Below are 21,573 nucleotides of genomic sequence, written 5' to 3'. Positions count from 1 at the left end.
ATAGATATGTTGGAAGTGATTTTATCATATTCAATAAATTGTATCAATCCTTCTTTATTCCTATTCGATCCAATTTTATAAAATAATGTAATGTGTTTTTATATATATTTTAAAAAAGCTTCCACCTTCTCCTGTTCATACAGAGAAAATAGAAGCATTGATATACTATTTTTTTTTCATCATCATAATCGTAACATCATCTATATTATTTGTTTTATCTTGCTTTTGAAATTTTTCTAATAAATTTATTATAAATGGATTAGGACCCTTTAGTAACTCCTCTATATTTTTAGATACATAATCATATACAAGGTTAAAATCTCCCATAGTTACTTCTTTTTCTTTCTCAAAATTGCATAACTGATCCATATATTCTTCTAATACAGATTCCTTTTCAATGTTAATTTCTTCATACTCTATATCTATGTCAATCATATTGCTATTGTTTTGTCCTGTTTTTTCTAAATTATACAAACCATCTGTATAAACTAATAATATATCATCCTTTTGAATAGATACCTGTCCATTATTGTATTGAATGTCATCAAATATTCCCATCAATCTGCCATTTAATTTTAATAACTTACATTCCTTAGTATCTGAATGAATAATGATAGGATATGGATGACCTGCATTAGCATAGGTTAATATATTCTCCTTGATCACTCCCACAAAAGCCGAAAAAGATAAATCTGTTTTATTATCTGTCATATTACAAAATGTAGTATTCATTTCCTCTAAAACGTGATTGGGATTTTTTCCATATTTTATGATGCTATTAAACAAAGCTTTTAACATAGTCGATACCATAGCAGCAGCTACTCCATGTCCCTTGATGTCTGCAATCATAAACCAAAATTCATCCTCTAATTCAATATAATCATACAAGTCTCCACCTACTTCATCACAAGATATATAATGAGTGTATGTATCCATGATGGCAGAGTTTTTATTTCCTTTTATTAGATATTTTTGTAGCATGCTAGCAATTTTTAGTTCTTCTTGTATTTTCTTATTTATTTTCTTCAAAGCCTTTTTCTGTTCATAATATTTAAGTACATTCATGGATTTTAATGGTATAATGACTTCCATTTGATCTGGAGTTATAGGCTTTGTAAAATAATCTGTAGCACCTAACTCTAAAGTTTTTTTAATACTATCCATATCTGTAATCGCTGAGTTTACAATCACAGGAATATCCTTATATCTGTCTTGCTTTTTCATATCTGCTAAAACCTCATACCCATCTTTAATAGGCATCATTAAATCTAAAATAACCAAATCAATATCTTCCTTTTTTAAAATATCAATAGCTTCTTGTCCATTTTCTGCATCATAGAAAGAAAATTTTCCTGACGTATTGGATAATACTTTCCTCATCAACTTTCTATTTAACATAACATCATCCACAATCAATATATTATAATCCATTATTACCCTCCTTCACCCCTAAGTTCTTATAGAACTTTATTTAGTATAAATTTATTCTTATTTTTGTATTAATTAACACTTTAGCGTTATGTTATTTTCATACATAAAATAATATCTTCAATAAGTTATTTAAAAAGATTATTTAGAAATTGTATTTATCGTATTTTCAAAAGTTTCTAATAACTCACTTCTTTTATATGGCTTTGAAACATAACCTGAAAATTCATTTTTGATATTTTCTTCTACTGGAATATAGCTTGCCAAAATAATTTGTATATTTTTAGTAAAAGAAAGTGCTTTTAATACAGACAAAACATTATATTCATGCATAGAAGCAATTTGATCATCCATTAAAACGATATCATAAACACAATGAATATCATTATTTGAAATCAATTTATTTAAAGCCTCTGTTATATCATAAGCTTTTTCTACAATACATCCTGCTTCTTCTAAATATGCTTTAACAATTTCACAATTCCTAGGATGACTATCTACTATGAGTACCCTTTTATCTTTCAGTGATACATACTCTTTACAATCTGGCATATCCTCATCCATATACTTATAAAAAGGTATACTGCATTCAAACTTTGAGCCTTTACCTTCTGTACTTTCTACTTTTATTCTTCCATTCATCATCTTTACTAGCTCTTTACATATAAAAAGACCTAATCCATTTCCTCCAAATCTTCTTGTAAAAGATTCATCCTCTTGAGCAAAAGGTTCAAATAATCTATCCATAACCTCATTAGAAATACCAATACCTGTATCTTCAATTTTAAATTCTATGTATACCTTATCTTCTATCTCTTCTCCTAACCTCACATCTATGTATACTTCCCCTTGTTCTGTAAATTTTACAGCATTACTCATAAGATTATGAATTACTTGTTTGAGTCTTATAGGATCTCCTTTTACAATGTATGGTATTTTCGATTGAATAAATAAACCAATTTCAATTCCTTTTCTTCTTGCTTCTATAGAGAAAGACTTTATTGTAGCTTCTATCAATTCAATCATATGAAAATAAGTTTCCTCTAAGTTAAGCTTTCCTTGTTGAATTTTTGAAATATCTACAATATCATCAATTACTTTTAATAAGCTTTGTCCTGATGATTTAATAATTTCAACATATTCTCTTTGTTCTTCATTTAAAGGTGAATTTCCTAGCATTTGTGCAAAGCCAATAATAGCATTCATAGGTGTTCTTATTTCATGAGATACATTAAGAAGAAATTGTGTCTTAATATGAAAGACATTTTCTTTTTTTTCTGTAGACAAAATATCCTCTTTATTTTTTCTTTCTAATAAATAAATAGATTGTTTCATATTGTTAGTCATAAATAATTCACATCCCAATCACTTAAACTATAATGCTTATGAATATCTAAAAGACTATTACCATTAATACCCACTCTTTTAATCTTTAATATTTATATTTTTAAAAACCCTCCCTATAACTATAGTATAGAATGTAATCATTCATATTTAAATCATTTTTCTATAGATATAAATGTATTATATACTATGTAAATACTTTCTTACATAGATTTTATTTTACAATTCAATTAACCTATAGTCTTTTATTTGATGATCCTTTATAAACACGATCATTAAATACAAAGCATTCGCTCAATCCATAGTTAAGTATAATTACTATTATATTTGTAAAAATCTTTACTCTATATGGATTGAAAAACATTTGTGTGATCAAAATAAATAACAATATGCTCTCTAATATTAATGTAAAAACTCTACACCCTAAGAATTTGCTTAGTTCCATGAATGTATTATTTTGTTTACTTTGCTTGTGAAAAACCCATTTTTTATTAGTAGTATACGCAAACAATATAGCTAAAATAAACGCGATTCCATTACTCCATAAATAATAAATATTCATTTTGATGCACAAAGTAAACACCACAATATTAATGCCTGTCGTCAGTATACCTAGTACTAAATAATTTGTAATCTTTTTTATATTATATTTTTCAAATTTTTTGATCTTAGTCTTTAGATCCATAAACTATACCTCTCTAATTTAAAAAATTCACTTTTTTATCTTACTTTTTATATTATATCATCTTAGTATATCCTACAACAATCCTCCTAATCTTAACATATCGTTATACAAAAAACTTCAGCAATATGCTGAAGTTTTTATTTGATATCAATTTCCTGTTATATTGCCCAATTTTTAGCTTTTTCCATTTCATTGTACATACTATAGTATCTTTTCTTATTCTTTATTAACTCTTCATGATCTCCTTTTTCTTCTAAAGCTCCTTCATTTAAAACAATAATTTGATCTGCATCTTTAATAGTATTTAATCTATGAGCAATTACAATTACTGTTTTATTAGCTGTAAGCTTTTTAATAGATTTTCTAATTTCTAGCTCATTATCTGCATCTAAAGAAGCCGTAGCTTCATCTAAAAGTATTATAGGGGCATCTTTAAGTATTGCTCTTGCTATAGATATTCTTTGCTTTTCTCCCCCAGATAAAGTTGTACCACCTTCACTTACCATAGTTTCATACTTATTTTCTAGCTTTTCTATAAACTCATGACAATTCGCAAGTTTTGCTGCTTGTATGACTTCTTCCTCAGTTGCCTGTGGATTTCCTAATTTTATATTGTTATATATTGTATCATTCAAAAGATATACATCTTGAAATACCATACTAATATGCTTTAATAGTGAATCAGGGTTAATACTTCTTATATCTTTTCCCCCTATTTTTATTACTCCATCATTTATATCCCAAAATCTAGCGATAAGGCTTGTAACTGTAGTTTTTCCCGAACCTGAAGGCCCAATAAGTGCTGTCATTGTTCCTTCCTTTGCCTCAAAACTCAAATGATTAATAATATTTTCTCCTTTTTCATATTCAAAACTTACATTCTCAAATTCAATATTATAATGATCAAAATCTACTTCTTCATATTTATAACTCATTTCTTTTGTATCATAAGTCTGCATTAACTTTTGTGATGCCAATTTTAGATATCTAAATTCTCCATATTGAGCCCCAAATGCTCTTAATACATTTGTAAGTGCTATATTGATGATGATAAATGTCAATAATTCTTTTTTTTCTATGTTTCCTGCTCCAAATTTTGTTATAGCAATCATTAATAATACAGGAAAACTTAGATCCACTATAATTTGAAATATAAGCACAAAAGGTACAATAGCCACTTCAGTTCTTATGCTTTCTTTTCTTAAATCTCTAAAAGATTTTTCTAATCTTTCAAATTTTTCCCCTATTAAATTATGAGCTTTAAACTCCTGTATACCATTTAAATACTCAACCATTCTTGAAATTACTTGATTCATTACATGTTTTTTATGATTTCCTATAGCACTAACCCTCTTGCCTCCCATATATATTATAGGAATTGCAACAAGTACTACTAGTAGCTGAATGATTCCTAAAGAAGCATCCACCACGAATGTTATTAAAAGAAGATAGACACTAAGAAAAACTGTTTTTATTAAATCACTTGTATTATGAGTAATTACTTTTTCAAAATCCTGTAAATCATTCGTCATGATATTAGATAACATTCCTATACTATTTTTATTAAAAAAACCTAAATTTATATTTCTAATATGATCCCCTAGTGAAATACGCATTTTTTCAATAGCTCTAGCCCCTCTAGCTTGTATCCCTGTATATCCTTTTGAGTTTGCAATAGCTCTAGCAATGAAAGCAACAATCATTAGCATCGTATATGTTTTTATTTTTGAGAAACTTAAACTTTCATTCATTAAATCTAACAATACAAAATATAATATTGAATAAAAAAACATGTTAAACAAAGTGTCTATTGTCAATAATATAATAGGTTTTTTAAGTTTTTTACTATCTTCTCCTAATAATTTTTTTATATCAGAAAACATGTTAAGCACCCCTTTCTACTTCTAAGACTTCATAATCATATAAATCCCAAAGATGTCTATAGAGTCCTTTTTTATTCATAAGAAAATCATGTGTTCCCACTTCTACAATTTCTCCCTCTTTTAACACTACAATTTTATCTGCATTTTTTATTGTATATAATCTATGTGCTATAATAATAGCTGTTTTACCCTTTAACAAAGACCTAAGTGCTTGTTGTATTTTACTTTCATTTTCTATATCTGAGTAAGAAGTAACTTCGTCTAAAATTACAATAGGACTATCTTTAAGTATGGCTCTTGCTATAGATATTCTTTGTTTTTCTCCTCCACTAAGCTTTATTCCATCTTCCCCAAGTAATGTATTGTAACCATCAGGTAAACTCATTATAAAGTCATGAATTTGTGCTTTTTTACTAGCCTCTATAATTTCGTTCATACTTTTGTTTGAACCCATTTTTATATTTTCTACTATGGTATCATGTAACATAAAAACATTTTGAAATACAAAAGATACTTGATCCATTAAAACTTCCATATTTATTTCTTTTATATTGACTCCATCAATCTTAATACTACCTTCTTCTACATCCCAAAATCTTCCTAATAATTGACCTAAAGTAGTTTTTCCTGACCCAGAAGGTCCTACCAGTGCTACAATATTCTTAGGCTCTATGGTTAAAGATAAATTTTTTATAACTTCTTCTTGATCATATTTAAATGTAACATTATTAAATTCTATTTTTCCTTTTATTTTTTTCTCTAATATTTTATTTCCTTTCACTTGCTGTTCCTGTTTCATAATCTCTCTTACTTTACCAGCACCTTCTAGTAATAATGAAAAATGACCTCCAAATTCCAATAATTGTTTAAAGGCAAGAAGAAAGTTTGAACTTAAAATTAAGAATATAATATAAGTAGAAGCATTTATTGTTTGATTTAAAAACATCATTCCTCCAATAGGAATTATAAATAAAAGTCCTGAATCTATAAGCACCAAAAATATCCCATACTTTGGAGAAGTATTCATTGTCATTTGAATCCAATAATCTGCATATTCTTTTGTAGTATCTTTATAATTTTTAAAAGACTTTGCAGATAAATTAAAAGCTTTCATCACATTCATTCCATTGATATATTGAATAATAGTAGAATTCAGTTTTTGAAGCAAAATATGATAATGCTTTGCCATTTCTGACATACCTTTAAACATAGACATTTGAAGTAGAAAACCTAAAACAATTGGAATAAATAAAACTAAAGCCAACTTCCAATTCAAATAAAAAAGATAAGAGATCACTATAATAGGAGTTACTACAGCTGAAGCTACATCTGGAATTTGATGAGCTATAAAATTTTCTAATTTTTCTACATCCTCATTAATTGTTTTTTTCACTTCTCCAATTGTATGTCCTGTAAAAAATCCCATATTCAATCTAGACATATGATTGATTGCCTTCATTCTAATCTCATAAAGTATTGTATATGCCGCAATATGTGAAAATACTCCTGATGCCAAAAATATTACCATTCTCCCTACTACAATTACCCCTACAATAATAGCCAGTGACTTTATTTTTTGGTAATCTACAGAAGTGTTAAAAAGCTCTAGTATGATATGATACATCAATATATATGGTGCAATCCCAAGTAATGAGCTTATTACACTAAATATTGCAGATATATATAATTTAAATTTTTCTTTGCCTGATTCTTGAAGTAAAAAAACCAAATTTGATTGTGTTTTCATTTTAATCTCCTCCCTCTCCTTTTATAGAATTTATTTATCATAATCATTTTTTTCAAGGCCCTCCTCTCATATCATTTACAGTATAATTGATATTGATTATCATTTTCTACTCCAAAACAAACAAAAAATGCTCCAAAAAACAAAAATCATCCTTTTGATTTTTATTTTTTAGAAGCATTTTAGGAAACTAGCTATTCTTTTTATATTTTTAAAAACAATTTTAATTTATTTGTTCTTGCATTTTCTATATTGCAAAGGTGTCATATCATAATAGTTTTTAAATAACTTAGCAAATTTACTTGGATTTTCATAACCTATCTCATTTGTAATTTGCAGAATAGACATTTGAGTATTTTCAAGTAAATATTTTGCCTTTTCTATTCTTACTTTTTTTATATATTCATAAACCGTATCCCCTGTACTATCTTTAAACCATTTTTGTAATTTGTAAATGCTTGTATTTAATATCATAGCCAATTCTTTAACAGAAGGTATCTTTTCAAGATTATCATGGATCATCTCTTTTGCCTTACTTATTTTTTCATTTTCTTCACTATTTATATGTTTCATTTTTTCTTCTAAAAAAGTAGTTAAAAACTCAATAGTTTTTAATTTCAGCTTCATATATCCCATCATATCATCTGTTGAAATAGCATCCATCTGTTTTGCGATTTGTTTTAAATCATAGCTAGCTTTTTCTATGATTAATATATTTTCTTTAAATATATTATGAATGTTTGCCTTCCAATCTAATAGTACTCGATCTTCCCATATGGGATTGACCACATTTCTAATGGTATTAAAATTTAAATGAATAGATATAGTTTTACAATTTTTATATATAAATTGAAAGTATTCCACATCATTTAATGTGGTATAAACAAAAATTTCTCCCTCTTTTAATGTATATTCTTTACCATCTGGAAATGAGAAAATTTTATTATCTCCACTATAACAATATCCTACTTCTAAAACATCCTCATCATAATTCTTATTATCAAAATCCATATACATTTCATCAAGTCTTACTCTTGAAACTTCTAATCCTTCTTCTATTTTAAGTACTAAAAAATTTCCCTTACCAAATTGTTCTCCTATAACATATTTTTTCCCTAGCAATTCATCCCATGTTTTACAGCAATATTTATCTTTAATATATTTACAATAAATATTTTCTATATCGTTCTTACTTTCCATCTCCAATGTTTCCTCCTCTTTCTTGCACAGTCTAATTCTTTTTGATTTTATTTTGCCATAATCATAAGGATAAATTGATTTACAAACTTAATATAGTTTACTTCATCTTCAATTATCTTTTCAATATTTTTAATTTTTTCATTTTATTTGGTCTATCAATATTATACATAATATTTTCAGTTCATGAAACTTTAATATTCTATAAAGCATGATTTTATTTCATTGATAGATAAACTACCAAAATATTTTTTTAGATCAATAGTTTTTAGAAAATCTTCTATATATTCTTCTCCATACTTTATTCCTATCATATTTTTTTCTACTTGTGATAAATCTAATAATCCTAAAAAATCACCATATATTTTACATTCATAAATAAATCCATCTATAATATTTAAAAACACTTGTATCTTACCACCTTCAAACTTCTTTGAATTTTCAAAATTAAACTCTGGTGATTTTCCAAAATTCCATTCCCAAGTCATATATTTTTCTCTCATTAATTTTTTAATTAGGTTAATATCTTCATTATTTAATTCATACTCTTTGATCATGCTTTTGTTAAACTGAAGTATATTTGTAATCAAAATATCTTTAAAATCCTCTATTGAAACATTTTTGTCTAAATAATCCTTTATATTGGTTACTCTGCTTTTTATGGACTTTATCCCTTTCCCTATAATTTTATCATTATCTACATTTAATGCTTTTACTAAATTTTCTAGTTCAGAATCAAATAACAAAGTCCCATGATGAAGGAATCTATCTTTATAGATATACTGAGAATTTCCAGATATCTTTTTTTCTCCTATTAAAATATCATTTCTTCCTGATAACCGTGCATTCACATTGAGTTTGCTTAATGACTCAATAACTGGAATAGTAAATGTCTTGAAATCTAGCAAAAATTTCTCATCATACTTTGTTATAAAAGTGAAGTTAATATTACCTAAATCATGATAAACACTTCCTCCTCCTGAATTTCTTCTCACTACATGAATATTATTATTTTTTACAAAATCTATATTGATTTCATTTACAGTATTTTGATGTTTTCCAATTACAATAGTCGGCTCATTTTGCCAAAGTATAAAATAGTCTTCCTCTATATTCACATTTTTAAGAAGATATTCCTCTAATGCTAAATTAAAGAAAGGATTGGTCGATGGATTGATTAAAAATTTCATTTTTTCACCTCCAAAAATAATAAAACTATCTTTTGTACCAATACTATCGAGTATACCCTAGCTATAAAGCTAGGGTATACTCCTTATTTATTAATCATATGGATAGCTTCTTTATTTACTGCAAGTACAGCTTCTTTTATAGCTTCTCCTACAGTAGGATGTGCATGTATTGTAGATGCAATCTCTGATAAAGTAGCTTCTAATCTAAGTGCTAGTGCTCCTTCTGTAATTAAATCTGTAGCTCTTGGTCCAAATATATGAACTCCTAAAATCTCATCATATTTTTTATCTGCAATAATTTTTATAATTCCTAAAGTTTCATTCATAATAAGAGATTTTCCATTTGCCATTAAAGGAAATTTTCCTACTTTGTAATCTATTCCTTTTTCCTTGGCCTGTTCTTCTGTAAGTCCAACAGAAGCTAATTCAGGTTTTGTATATACACAAGAAGGTATCGTCTTATCATCCATTTTTACATCTTTACCCATTATATTTTCTGCAGCAATAATCCCTTGCTCTGATGCCACATGAGCTAGCATATTTTTTCCTATACAATCCCCTATTGCGTATATTTGATCTACATTGGTTTGCATCTTATCATTTACAACAATACATCCTTTTTCTGTTTTTACACCTACTCGTTCTAAATTTAATCTATTTATATAAGGTTTTCTTCCAACAGCCATCAACACTTTTTGGGCATATATTTTTAGTTGCTCATGTCCCTTAGTAAAAATAACATTAAGACCTTCTTCATTTTCTTCTATTCTCATTACCTTGCAATTGTTGTGAATTTCAATTCCTTCCTTGATTAACTTTGATTTCATCATCTCTGAAATTTCACGATCTATTGGAGGTAATATATATGGGAGCATTTCAATAATTGTTACTTTACATCCAAAAGCATTATAAATACTTGCAAATTCTACCCCTATAACTCCTCCCCCAATAATAACCATACTTTTGGGTATATTATCTAAACTTAAAGCATCTGTACTATCTATTACTCCTATGACATCTTTTCCTTCTATTGGAGGTACACTTGGTATAGAACCTGTAGATATAATTACTTTATCAAATTCTACTTTTTCTACCTCTCCATCTTCTTTGATAACAGAAATAATATGGTTTGATTCAAAACTTCCAATACCATTGATCACCTTTACTTTATTAAAAGCTAATAAACTTTTTACTCCTGAAACCAATGTATTGACTACAGTTTTTTTCCTGTTTTGCAATTGATTCCAATTTACTTTAGCTTCCCCACTCACTTCGATTCCAAATTGATTGCTATTTTTTATTTCATGAAATAATTCAGCACTATGCAATAATACTTTTGTTGGTATACATCCTACATTTAAGCAAGTTCCTCCCATAATAGATTTTTCAATAAGAGTTACTTGAGCCCCTAATTGTGCTGCTCTAATTGCAGCTACATACCCTCCTGGTCCTCCACCCAAAACTACTATTTTCATATTTATCACCATCCTTATAGTATCAATATTTCTGGTTTTTCTATAAGTTCTTTGACTTTTGCAAGAAACTCTGCTGCTACTGCCCCATCTACAGCTCTATGATCTGCTGTAAGTGATAAATTCATTAAAGGCTTACTAACAACTTCTCCATTTTCAATCATTGGAGTTTCCTCTATTTTATTTACTCCAAGTATGGCAACTTCAGGTTGATTAATAATGGGTGAAAAAGACTCCATACCAAACATTCCTAAGTTTGTAATTGTAAATGTTCCACCCTCCATATCATCTGAATTTAATTGATTGTCTTTAGCTTTTGAAGCTAAATTTTTAACTTCCTGTGAAATTTCTTTTAACCCTTTTTTCTGTGCATGTTTTATTACAGGCACTACTAATCCTCCATCTATGGCTACAGCTACCCCAATATTTACATAGTGTCTTAAGATTAATTCTTCACCATCCACTGAACAATTCACTAATGGAAATTGCATCAATGCTTTTGATACAATTTTCACCAAAAGATCTGTATAGGTTACTTTACATATATCTTTTAATGCATTTTTTACTTTCTTTAAATTTGTTATATCTGCTCTCATATTATAATTAACTACAGGTGCAACACTCCAGCTTTCATACATTCTTGAAGCAATTACTTTTCTCATTTGAGTCATAGAAATTCTTTTTTCTTCAAATTCCTCTTCATCCTTTATACTCTTATTTATAAAAGCTAGAATATCTTCTTTCATAATTCTTCCATCTTTATTGATTTCAGATAAATCAACATTAAATTCCTTTGACATTTTATCTGCTACTGGAGAAACTTTAGTCTTATTTTTTTGACTTTGAATCAATTTCTCTATATCTTTTATTACAATTCTTCCTTCTGGTCCTGTCCCCACAATTATTTCAATATCTATATTGTTTTCTATTGCTAACTTTTTAGCAGCAGGAGATATTTTTATTCTATTTTTAGACTTATTTTCATTCTTTACGGACATAGGTTGTTTCTTGATATTCATTTGCGTATCTTCTAGAGTCTCTTGTATATTACATTCTTTTAATAAAGAAGAAATATCCTCATCTATATCTGCAATAATGGCTACTGGTTTTAGACATTCTACTGAGTCTCCTTCTTTACTAAGAAGCTTTCTTACTATTCCACTTTCATTAGCTTCAATTTCATTTGTCAACTTATCCGTTGACACTTCAAACAAAACTTCTCCAGCATTTATTGTATCCCCTTCTTTTTTTACCCACTTTACAATAGTTCCTTCTTTCATGGTTAATCCCAGTTTGGGCATGACTACAATTTTTGCCATCAATAATCCCCCTATTCTTTAAATAAATTGTAACGAGGGGAGAATCCCCCTCATATTAAAACATTCTTTTAATACCATTTATGATGTCTTGAGTGTTAGGAATGACAACGTTTTCAAGAGTTGGTGCATATGGCATAGGTACATTTAATGCTCCTACTCTAACAACTGGTGCATCTAAATCATCAAAGCATTCTTCACTAATCATTGCTGATATTTCTCCTCCATAGCCACCTCTTTTATGTTCTTCTGTAATGACAAGTACTTTATGTGTTTTTTCAATAGAGGAAAATATAGTATTTTTATCAAGTGGATATAAGGTTCTTGGGTCTATAACTTCTACCGAAATTCCTTCTTTTGCAAGTTTTTCGGAAGCTTCAATAGCATTATGAACCATTTTTCCAGTAGCGATTACAGTAACGTCTGTCCCTTCTCTTTGTACCTTTGCCACTCCTAAAGGTATAGGCTTTATATCATCACCTACCTCTGTACTCATTCCATATAACAACTTATGTTCAAAGAAAATAACAGGATTATCATCTTCTATAGAAGACATCATAAGCCCTAATGCATCCTCTGGTGTAGATGGATATACTACCTTAAGCCCTGGTACATGGGTAAACCATGCTTCAATAGATTGTGAATGTTGAGCGGATGCTTGTACTCCAGCTCCTATAGGCATTCTAATTACTAGAGGTAGATTTATTTTCCCACCAAACATATATCTCATTTTTGCTGCTTGATTTACGATCATATCCATAGCAACTGTTACAAAATCTCCAAACATCAATTCTGCAATTGGCCTTAATCCTGTAGCTGCTGAGCCTACAGCACAACCTACAATTGCTCCTTCAGATATAGGAGTATCTCTTACTCTTTTATCTCCATATTTATCAAAAAGTCCTGCTGTAACACCAAAGCATCCTCCAAAAGGACCAACATCTTCTCCTAAGATATATACATTTTCATTTTTCTTCATTTCATGATCCATCCCTGTTTTGATTGCCTCTAAAAATGTCATTTTCATCTTACTCGAACCTCCTCTTTCATATCAGAATAAACATCTTCTATTACTGAATCTAATGATGGATACGGACTATTATTAGCAAATTCTACTGCATCCTCAATTTGAATGTCTATTTCTTGTTGAATATCTTTTAATTGACTTTCATTTAATATTTTTTTATTTAATATAAATTTTTCAACCCTTGGAATAGGATCTTTTTTTACCCATTCTTCTTGTTCTGGAGCAGGTTTATATGTTCCTGGATCTCCTTCGAAATGTCCTCTTTGGCGATACGTTTTGCACTCTATTAAAGTAGGACCGTTCCCTTCTCTAGCTCTTTTTATAGCTTCCTTAGCAGCATCATAGACTGCAAACACATCATTGCCATCTACAGTAATACCAGGCATATTATATGAAACTGCTCTTTCTGATATATCTTTTATAGCCTGATGTCTACTTTGATGTATAGATATTCCATATAAATTATTTTCACATATAAATATAACAGGAAGTTTCCAAAGGCTTGCCATATTTAAAGACTCATGAAAAGTTCCTTGATTGGTAGAAGCATCTCCAAAGAAACACACACAAACTTGCTTTGTTCCTCTATATTGTGCACTTAAAGCTGCTCCTACAGATATATTATGACCTGCACCTACTATCCCATTTGCACCTAATATACCTTTTGTTGCATCAGCAATATGCATAGATCCTCCTTTTCCTTTACCATATCCTGTAGCTCTTCCAAAAAGCTCTGCCATCATGAATTTCAAATCTCCACCTTTAGCAAGTATATGTCCATGCCCTCTATGAGTACTTGTTATATAATCATCATCATTTAAATTTGCACATACTCCTGTTGCAACTGCTTCTTCTCCTATATATAAATGAACGAAACCTGGAATTTTTCCCTCTGCAAAAAAGTTCATGGCTTTTGTTTCAAACTTTCTAATCTTTAACATGGTTTTATACATATCAATCACATTCATATTAGGTATAGTCAAATTCATTACCTCCCCTTGTTTTTTATTCTAAATTTTATACTTCCTTCACATCTTCCAATACAAAAGTGTATTATTAAATATGAACACCTCCTATCAAATTAACACGGAAACAATCTCTCAATTCTAAAGTTTTAATATCATTTCGTTTCTCACATTTCTACATATATGTTTAAGCAAAAGCCATACCAAAATAAAAACTAGTAAAATAGCCGATGTAAAAATTTAGTTTTCCCAAAATTTCTCATTTAAACTCATTATGGGAAAAAAGAAGTGTCAAAGTGGGAATTTTTTATAAATTCTCACTTTGACACTTCTTATAATATATAATTTCAGTTATGTATTTCAAAAAAGTCCACTTATGCATCTTCAAAAGTAAAACTTTTTTATAATCCATATTTTTTAAGTTTTCTGTATAAAGTAGATTTTCCTATTCCTATCATTTTACTTGCATGAACAACATTTCCATTACATTTTTTTAATGAATCCATAATTAAATTTTTCTCAATTTCTTCTAATATTTTAGATTGAGGATGGTTGATAGATAAAGTATGGGAAATATGATTTGTATGCTCTCTTATATTTTTGTTAATATAATCTGGAATCAATGTAGAAGATATTATTCTATTCTTTGATAGATAGTATGCTCTTTGAATAACATTTTCTAATTCTCTAACATTGCCTGGCCAATGGTAGTTTATAAGAGCTTGAATAAAATTTTTCTCAAAATTTTTTTGACCTTTAAAATTTTTTTTATTAAACTTATCTAAAAAAAATTCTGCACACAGTAAAATATCCTCAGGTCTTTCTCTAAGTGGAAACAGTTTTAAATGAAATACATTTAATCTATAATATAAATCACTTCTAAAATTATTGGTCTGAATTTCTTGATACAGATTTCTATTTGTAGCTGCAATCACTCTTACATCTAAATTTCTTTCATATGTTCCACCAATCCTTGTTACAGTATGATTATCTAAAATTCTAAGTAGTTTTGATTGCATTTGAAGGGGTAACTCGCCAATTTCATCTAAAAAAATAGTTCCTTTATTTGCTAACTCAAACTTACCAGGTTGTCCCTCTTTTGAAGCTCCTGTAAAAGAACCTTTTTCATAACCAAAAAGCTCACTTTCTACTAAATCTTTTGGTAATGCTGCACAATTAATAGCAACAAAAGGGCCCTCTCTTCTTACGCTTTCATTATGAATAGCATGTGCAAATAATTCTTTTCCAGTCCCACTTTCTCCTGTAATCAATACGGAGCATTCATTTTCAGCAATATTTTTTGCCTCTTCTACTATATTTTTCATTTTAAAGTTATTCGTAATAATATCTTCAAAAGTATATCTTGAAGAAAAACCAGCTATTTTATTGACTGCATGCCTAAAACTATCAATTTTCTTTGCAACAATAACAAAACCTATATATTTATCTCCCTGCTCAACACGAGTAACATTTATATTACATTCCACTCTATGATCATTTACATACAAGCTCACTTCTCTATAAATAATATTATTATTTTTATTAAAATTGCCAATATCATTTATAATATCATTTAATAATAATTTTATATCTAATGTATGAATTTCTTCTTTTTGTACCTTTAATATTTCACACATCTTTAAATTAAAATCTTTTATACAAAAATTGCTATCTATGATTAAGATTCCATCTTCTATAGATTCAAAAGCCACCTTCACCCATTTTCTATGTTCAGCTATTAAAAATTGTTCTTGTATAGAATTAGCAGCTTCAACGACTATTCCAAGGGTATGAGAATGATACCCTTGAAAATCTCCAGATAAATCAATGACTCCAATAATTTTTCCATTATTGTCATGTATAGGTGCCGCAGAACAAGTCCATCTATGTTGCTTTTGTCCATAATGTTCTGCTCCTAAAGTTTGAATAGGTTGATCTAGATAAATGCATGTTCCAATAGCATTTGTGCCTACATTTTCTTCTGTCCACTGACAACCCTTTAAAAAATATAGATTAATATTTCTCTCCATAATTGTTTCATTTCCAATAACTTCAAGAATTACGGCATTTTCATCTGTCAATATAATAGAATAATTTGATTCCTTCACCACATTATATAAACTTAGCATGATAGGCTTTGCAATTTCAATGAGTTCTTTCTTATTTTGAAGTACTTGATCAAATTCTTCTTTCCCTATATTTTTGCCACTTCCTTCATATGGATCAACATTGTATTGTTTACATCGGATCCATGAATCTAGTATCTCTTTTTTTATATCTTTTGGAATTTGATTTTTTTTTACAAAATTTTCCCACTGTTTTTCAATATTCCCAATACTAAGCAACAGTTATTCCCTCCTTCACTTAACTTTTTCCTCTTCATATTCTATTGTAATTTTTGTGTAAATTTTTACTATATTTAGTATATCATATATAATTGTAGATTTACTTCTTTCTCTTTAGCTAAAAGCAACAAAAAACCTGAAGATAAATCTCCAGGTTTTAATAGTTGCTTTAAATTTTGAGTTTCTTAAACTAATGTGATATTTTCAGCTTGAGGACCTTTAGCTCCATCAACAACATCAAAAGATACTTTTTGTCCTTCTTCTAAAGTTTTAAATCCTTCTTTGTTAATTTGTGAGAAATGAGCAAATACATCATTTCCTTCTTCTGATGTGATAAATCCAAATCCTTTGTCTGCGTTAAACCATTTTACTGTACCAGTCATATGTTCTTACCTCCGAAATTTTTATTCCTTTAATTCTCTGTAAATATAAGTTATCAATAAAAATTCCGAAATCTATGTTTAAAATTAAAATTCATATTAGATCCATCGAAAAATTTTCTTATAATAAATTATTTACTGTTGAACTAAGGTTCTATTTAATAATATACTATTTTCAAAATAAGTCAAGAGGTTTTTGAAAATTTTTTATTTTAAGATCTTATCCCTTCATTCCTCTTAACTCATTTCTATTGTCTTTGATGGTATCTAATACCCTTTCAATGCTTTTTTCTACACTTCCTAATAATTCGTCAGTATATTGTCTAGATCCTAATCGAATTTCTTTTGCATTCATCTGAGCCTCAGAAATGATTTCTTCGGCTCTTTTTTGTGCCTCTCTTGTAATTTCATCTCGATCTATCATTTCTTCTATATGTACTTTTGCATCTTCTACAATATCATCTGCTTCTTTTTGTGCTTCTAAAAGAATTCTTTGCCTTTCTTCTTTGATCCATTGGGCTTGTTTCACTTCGTCTGGTAATTGAATTCTAATTTCTTTGATAAGCTCTAATATTTCTTCTTTATCTACCAAACTCTTTCCTGCAAATGGAATTGAAGAACTATTTTCTATAATATCTTCTAGTTCATCTATTAGATTTAATGCATCCATAATTCCCCCTCCTTTGCTCTTTACTCAAATTTTTTAATTAAAGCATCTTTAACTTTATCAGGAACTAACCCGTCTATACATCCTTTGAATTTACATGTTTCTTTTATGACGCTTGAGCTTAAATATGAATACTCATTATTAGTCATCATAAAAATAGTTTCTACCTCTGGACTTAACTTTTTATTCATAAGTGCCATTTGAAATTCATACTCAAAATCTGAGATGGCTCTTAATCCTTTTACAATTACATCTATTTTTCTTTCTTTTACATAATCTACTAATAATCCAGAAAAACAATCAATTTCTACATTGGGAATTTCTTTAAGAACTTCTCCTAAAAGTGTTCTTCTTTCTTCTACTGTAAAAAGAGGATTTTTATTGGGATTGTAAAGAACTGCTACAATCACTTTGTCTACCATTTTAGCAGTTCTTTTGATAATATCTAAATGCCCATTTGTAACTGGATCAAAACTTCCAGGACATACTGCTGTTCTCATTTTATCACTCCTTTGAGTAAATGGTTATCAATGTATTTCCATATTTTTTTTCTTTCCATTTAGTTAAACTTTGAATTTGATCAGGTAAAAGATCTTCTATATCATGCTCTACAACAATGATACCATCTTCTTGTAATATTTTATTGATATATATATCTTCTATACAAGGTATAATAAAATCCTTTAAATATGGTGGATCCATAAAGATCACATCAAATTTTTTCTCTTTTTGTCCAAACTCTTTTATCATTTTGCCCACATCTGCAAAAAAAATATCACTTTTTCCTTTATATCCAGTATGTTCAATATTTTCTTTAATCACCTGAATACTCATTTTATTATTATCCACAAAATAGGCAGCTTCTGCACCTCTACTTAAAGCTTCTATTCCTAAGCCTCCAGTACCTGAAAACAAATCTAATACAAAGCTATCTATTAAGTAAGAATTAATCATGCTAAATAAAGATTCCTTTACCCTATCTGTAGTAGGTCTTGTATTTTCTCCTTTTGGTGCCTTTAATTTCATTCCTTTTGAAGAACCTGAAATCACTCTCAAATATCATTCTCTCCTTTCAATAAGTATATTGTAGCATATAAGTAATTGAGAAACAAAATTTTATTTTCATATTTTAAAAATCAATACATAATTTTATATTTTTTTAGCCATATTATAATTAGTACAGAAAAATTTCATTCCCCTTAGAGCTCTTCCTTCATTTCTCCTCTCATAATACTGGTGAGTTTTTCACCAGTATTATTTATTTCATACAAAATTATGGATCATCTTAGAAATATCTTATTGACATTATAGAATTTTAAGAATTGGAAGAGGTTTTTCATATAATAATAAAGAAGAGACCCTTGATCTCTTCTTTATTATTATATATGAAGTTTTATTTACCTGACATTTGTTGTTCAGCCATTTCAACTAATCTCTTAGTCATGTATCCACCTACATAACCATTTTGTCTAGCTGTTAAATTTCCTTTATCCATACCTTGGTAGTTGCTTAATCCTAATTCATTTGCAATTTCATATTTCATTTGATTTAGGGCAGCTTTTGCTTCTGGCACTACCTTTTGATTTGTGTTTGGCATTTTAGAAGTCACCTCCTTATTTCGTTGTACTATTAATTTAACCAATATAGTCAATTTTATATCTAGTATATTTTAGATGTAGTGTAACAGAATGGTAATTGTTTATAAGCAAATTTTTTTTATATGATCTCCGAATTTTTCTATAACTTTATTTTTAAAATCTATATTTTTAGATAAAGATAAACTTGGATCTTCTTTTAAAAGAAATGATGCTTCTTGTTGAACTTGTTTTAGTATCTCCATATGTTTAAATAAATTTGCAATTTTAAGCTCTGGAAGTCCATGTTGTCTTGTTCCAAAAAATTCTCCAGGTCCTCTTAATTCTAAATCTTTTTGTGAAATCATAAATCCATTGTTGCTTTTTTGCATAATATCCATTCTCTCTTTAGATAATTTACTTTTACTATAATTGATTAAAGCACAATAAGATTGGTATTCTCCTCTTCCTACTCTCCCTCTTAACTGATGAAGTTGGGCAAGTCCAAATCTTTCACTATTTTCTATAATCATTACAGATGCATTAGGAACATTGACTCCTACTTCTATAACTGTAGTAGCAACTAAAACTTTTAAATCTCCTTTTTTAAAAGCTATCATCATTTCATCTTTTTCATAAGGTTTCATTTTTCCATGTAAAAGCCCTATAGAAAATTCTTGAAAATATGTATTTTTAAGTTCTTCATAAAGTTGTGTCGCTGATTTTGCTTCTATATTTTCTGATTCTTCCACAAGTGGTGCAACAATATACACTTGTCTTCCTGCTAATATTTCTTTTTTTGCAAATTCATATACATCATTTCTTCTCTCTTCCTGTACACAGTAAGTTTTTACCTTTTTTCTTCCAGGAGGAAGTGCATCGATGATGGATATATCTAAATCTCCATAAAGTATAAGTCCTAAGGTTCTTGGAATAGGTGTAGCTGTCATAACTAATACATGAGGATTGATTCCCTTACTTGAAAGAATTTTTCTTTGTCTTACTCCAAATCTATGCTGTTCATCTGTAATGACAAGCCCTAAGTTTTTAAAAGATATATTCTCCTCAATCAGAGCATGAGTTCCTATTATAATATCAATCTCTCCATCTTCTAATTTCCTTCGTATCTCCTCTTTTCTTTTTTTTGAAACACTTCCTACTAAAAGTTCTATATTGAGTCCTAATGGCACTAGAAGCTCTTGTGCTGATACAAAATGCTGCTGTGCTAATATTTCTGTAGGGACCATTAAAACTCCTTGATATCCGTTTAATACACTCAAATATAGAGAAATAAAAGCAATAATTGTTTTTCCTGATCCTACATCTCCTTGAACAAGCCTATTCATTATTTTTCTGCTCGTCATATCTTCTATCATTTCTTCTAATACCTTATTTTGTGCATCTGTTAATGTATAGGGTAATGAATGAATAAAATCATCTACTTTTTTATCCTTATGAAATAAAATAAATTCTTTATTTTGATGTAATTTATTTTTAATCAACCACAAGCCTATTTGTAATATAAACAACTCCTCAAAAACAAGACGAAATTTTGCAATCTTAAGTTTTTTTACAGAATTTGGTCTATGAATATTCAAAAGTGCTTCATAGAGACCACAAAGTCTATTTCTTTTTATAGTTTCTTTTGGAAGATATTCATAATCTATATGTAAAGTTTCAAGTACATGATCTATAAATTTTACCATATCTTTATTTATAAGTCCTTGTGTCAAAGGATACACACTTAAAATCCCACTTTTTTTTGTATCTTCTTCAATAAATTCATAGCTTGGATGTAGGATTTGTGTTTCTCCAAAAGCTTTCTTCACTTTCCCATATAAATATAATTGGGCATCTTTTTTTAATATTTTTTTTATAAAAGGAGTATTATAAAATACTGCATAGCCTCTCCCAGTATGATCTTTTATAGGCACCTTATAAACTTTAAGTCCTTTTCTAATAGACTTTTCTACTACTTTTTCACAAACTATAACCTTTAATGTAGCTTTATCTTCATTATTAAGCCTTGCTATATTTTTTATTTCTCTTCGATCTTCATATTCTCTAGGAAAAAAATATAATAAGTCCTCTATCGTAACAATTCCTAAATTTCTAAGATATTGTGCTTTTTTAGGTCCCACACCTTTTAGGTATTGTATATCTTTTTTTAGATACTCCATATAATCACCTTCCATATACAAAAACAAGAAATGACTTACGTCATTTCTTTATACTGTTGACAAATGATCTTTTAATAAAGTTATAAAAATAAGGAACAATTATTGAGAATTTATGAAAATATAGAATAAGTGAGAAAATCATTAGCATTACACTGTTTGAGCATAGCGAGTTTGTA

The 21,573-nt window shown here is 28.5% G+C and carries 18 protein-coding genes; all 18 read right to left on the bottom strand.

Features of this window, described 5'->3' with window-relative positions:
• Positions 1–165 precede the first annotated feature (165 nt).
• Positions 166–1,431 (bottom strand): PP2C family protein-serine/threonine phosphatase, encoded by a 1,266-nt coding sequence (locus EK368_RS05450; RefSeq protein WP_129597228.1) that lies wholly within the window; start codon positions 1,429–1,431, stop codon positions 166–168.
• A gap of 138 nt (positions 1,432–1,569) precedes the next feature.
• On the bottom strand, positions 1,570–2,775 hold the full coding sequence (locus EK368_RS05445) for an ATP-binding response regulator (RefSeq protein WP_129597226.1): 1,206 nt from the start codon (positions 2,773–2,775) through the stop codon (positions 1,570–1,572).
• 232 nt (positions 2,776–3,007) lie between these two features.
• Positions 3,008–3,457 (bottom strand): GtrA family protein, encoded by a 450-nt coding sequence (locus EK368_RS05440; protein WP_129597224.1) that lies wholly within the window; start codon positions 3,455–3,457, stop codon positions 3,008–3,010.
• Between the two features lie 158 nt (positions 3,458–3,615).
• Positions 3,616–5,340 carry an ABC transporter ATP-binding protein gene (locus tag EK368_RS05435; RefSeq protein WP_129597222.1) on the bottom strand — a complete coding sequence of 575 codons (1,725 nt, stop codon included), beginning with the start codon at positions 5,338–5,340 and terminating at the stop codon, positions 3,616–3,618.
• Between the two features lies 1 nt (position 5,341).
• Positions 5,342–7,087, bottom strand: a complete 1,746-nt coding sequence (locus tag EK368_RS05430; RefSeq protein WP_129597220.1) for an ABC transporter ATP-binding protein — start codon at positions 7,085–7,087, stop codon at positions 5,342–5,344.
• Positions 7,088–7,312: 225 nt separating this feature from the next.
• Positions 7,313–8,284 (bottom strand): helix-turn-helix domain-containing protein, encoded by a 972-nt coding sequence (locus tag EK368_RS05425; RefSeq protein ID WP_129597218.1) that lies wholly within the window; start codon positions 8,282–8,284, stop codon positions 7,313–7,315.
• Positions 8,285–8,475: 191 nt separating this feature from the next.
• Positions 8,476–9,471, bottom strand: a complete 996-nt coding sequence (lplA, locus tag EK368_RS05420; RefSeq protein ID WP_129597216.1) for a lipoate--protein ligase — start codon at positions 9,469–9,471, stop codon at positions 8,476–8,478.
• A gap of 83 nt (positions 9,472–9,554) precedes the next feature.
• Positions 9,555–10,946: a dihydrolipoyl dehydrogenase gene (lpdA, locus tag EK368_RS05415; RefSeq protein ID WP_129597213.1), complete on the bottom strand. Its 1,392-nt coding sequence runs from the start codon at positions 10,944–10,946 to the stop codon at positions 9,555–9,557.
• 14 nt (positions 10,947–10,960) lie between these two features.
• Positions 10,961–12,262 carry a dihydrolipoamide acetyltransferase family protein gene (locus tag EK368_RS05410; RefSeq protein ID WP_129597211.1) on the bottom strand — a complete coding sequence of 434 codons (1,302 nt, stop codon included), beginning with the start codon at positions 12,260–12,262 and terminating at the stop codon, positions 10,961–10,963.
• Positions 12,263–12,317: 55 nt separating this feature from the next.
• Entirely contained in the window at positions 12,318–13,286 is a 969-nt protein-coding gene (locus EK368_RS05405; RefSeq protein WP_129597209.1) for an alpha-ketoacid dehydrogenase subunit beta, read from the bottom strand.
• Entirely contained in the window at positions 13,283–14,254 is a 972-nt protein-coding gene (gene pdhA / locus EK368_RS05400) for a pyruvate dehydrogenase (acetyl-transferring) E1 component subunit alpha (protein ID WP_129597230.1), read from the bottom strand. The genes EK368_RS05405 and pdhA overlap by 4 nt, the downstream gene beginning before the upstream one ends.
• 398 nt (positions 14,255–14,652) lie before the next feature.
• Entirely contained in the window at positions 14,653–16,596 is a 1,944-nt protein-coding gene (locus EK368_RS05395; protein ID WP_129597207.1) for a sigma-54-dependent Fis family transcriptional regulator, read from the bottom strand.
• Positions 16,597–16,781: 185 nt separating this feature from the next.
• Positions 16,782–16,979, bottom strand: coding sequence for a cold-shock protein (locus EK368_RS05390; protein ID WP_129597205.1), 198 nt, complete (start codon positions 16,977–16,979; stop codon positions 16,782–16,784).
• A gap of 217 nt (positions 16,980–17,196) precedes the next feature.
• Complete coding sequence (locus EK368_RS05385) at positions 17,197–17,646, bottom strand: ATP synthase subunit B family protein (protein ID WP_129597203.1); 450 nt, start codon at positions 17,644–17,646, stop codon at positions 17,197–17,199.
• Positions 17,647–17,666: 20 nt separating this feature from the next.
• On the bottom strand, positions 17,667–18,143 hold the full coding sequence (gene coaD, locus EK368_RS05380) for a pantetheine-phosphate adenylyltransferase (protein ID WP_129597201.1): 477 nt from the start codon (positions 18,141–18,143) through the stop codon (positions 17,667–17,669).
• A 4-nt stretch (positions 18,144–18,147) separates the two neighbouring features.
• Positions 18,148–18,693, bottom strand: a complete 546-nt coding sequence (gene rsmD / locus EK368_RS05375; RefSeq protein ID WP_243109364.1) for a 16S rRNA (guanine(966)-N(2))-methyltransferase RsmD — start codon at positions 18,691–18,693, stop codon at positions 18,148–18,150.
• 343 nt (positions 18,694–19,036) lie between these two features.
• Entirely contained in the window at positions 19,037–19,240 is a 204-nt protein-coding gene (locus tag EK368_RS05370; RefSeq protein WP_129597197.1) for an alpha/beta-type small acid-soluble spore protein, read from the bottom strand.
• Positions 19,241–19,342: 102 nt separating this feature from the next.
• Positions 19,343–21,397: an ATP-dependent DNA helicase RecG gene (gene recG, locus EK368_RS05365; RefSeq protein WP_129597195.1), complete on the bottom strand. Its 2,055-nt coding sequence runs from the start codon at positions 21,395–21,397 to the stop codon at positions 19,343–19,345.
• Between the last annotated feature and the right edge of the window lie 176 nt (positions 21,398–21,573).

Source organism: Anaerophilus nitritigenes, assembly GCF_004138215.1.
Taxonomy (GTDB): Bacteria; Bacillota; Clostridia; order Peptostreptococcales; family Thermotaleaceae; genus Anaerophilus; species Anaerophilus nitritogenes.
Note: the sequence above shows the minus strand (reverse complement) of the source record. Positions and strands in the feature narration are given on the sequence as shown.

Bases quoted from the DNA above. Each gene is read 5' to 3' on its own strand.
- EK368_RS05440 (WP_129597224.1), bottom strand. From the start codon at position 3,457: ATGGATCTAAAGACTAAGATCAAAAAATTTGAAAAATATAATATAAAA.
- recG (WP_129597195.1), bottom strand. From the start codon at position 21,397: ATGGAGTATCTAAAAAAAGATATACAATACCTAAAAGGTGTGGGACCT.
- lpdA (WP_129597213.1), bottom strand. From the start codon at position 10,946: ATGAAAATAGTAGTTTTGGGTGGAGGACCAGGAGGGTATGTAGCTGCA.
- EK368_RS05370 (WP_129597197.1), bottom strand. From the start codon at position 19,240: ATGCCAAACACAAATCAAAAGGTAGTGCCAGAAGCAAAAGCTGCCCTA.
- EK368_RS05450 (WP_129597228.1), bottom strand. From the start codon at position 1,431: ATGGATTATAATATATTGATTGTGGATGATGTTATGTTAAATAGAAAG.
- EK368_RS05425 (WP_129597218.1), bottom strand. From the start codon at position 8,284: ATGGAAAGTAAGAACGATATAGAAAATATTTATTGTAAATATATTAAA.
- lplA (WP_129597216.1), bottom strand. From the start codon at position 9,471: ATGAAATTTTTAATCAATCCATCGACCAATCCTTTCTTTAATTTAGCA.
- EK368_RS05435 (WP_129597222.1), bottom strand. From the start codon at position 5,340: ATGTTTTCTGATATAAAAAAATTATTAGGAGAAGATAGTAAAAAACTT.
- EK368_RS05410 (WP_129597211.1), bottom strand. From the start codon at position 12,262: ATGGCAAAAATTGTAGTCATGCCCAAACTGGGATTAACCATGAAAGAA.
- EK368_RS05430 (WP_129597220.1), bottom strand. From the start codon at position 7,087: ATGAAAACACAATCAAATTTGGTTTTTTTACTTCAAGAATCAGGCAAA.
- EK368_RS05405 (WP_129597209.1), bottom strand. From the start codon at position 13,286: ATGAAAATGACATTTTTAGAGGCAATCAAAACAGGGATGGATCATGAA.
- pdhA (WP_129597230.1), bottom strand. From the start codon at position 14,254: ATGAATGTGATTGATATGTATAAAACCATGTTAAAGATTAGAAAGTTT.
- EK368_RS05390 (WP_129597205.1), bottom strand. From the start codon at position 16,979: ATGACTGGTACAGTAAAATGGTTTAACGCAGACAAAGGATTTGGATTT.
- EK368_RS05385 (WP_129597203.1), bottom strand. From the start codon at position 17,646: ATGGATGCATTAAATCTAATAGATGAACTAGAAGATATTATAGAAAAT.
- coaD (WP_129597201.1), bottom strand. From the start codon at position 18,143: ATGAGAACAGCAGTATGTCCTGGAAGTTTTGATCCAGTTACAAATGGG.
- EK368_RS05445 (WP_129597226.1), bottom strand. From the start codon at position 2,775: ATGACTAACAATATGAAACAATCTATTTATTTATTAGAAAGAAAAAAT.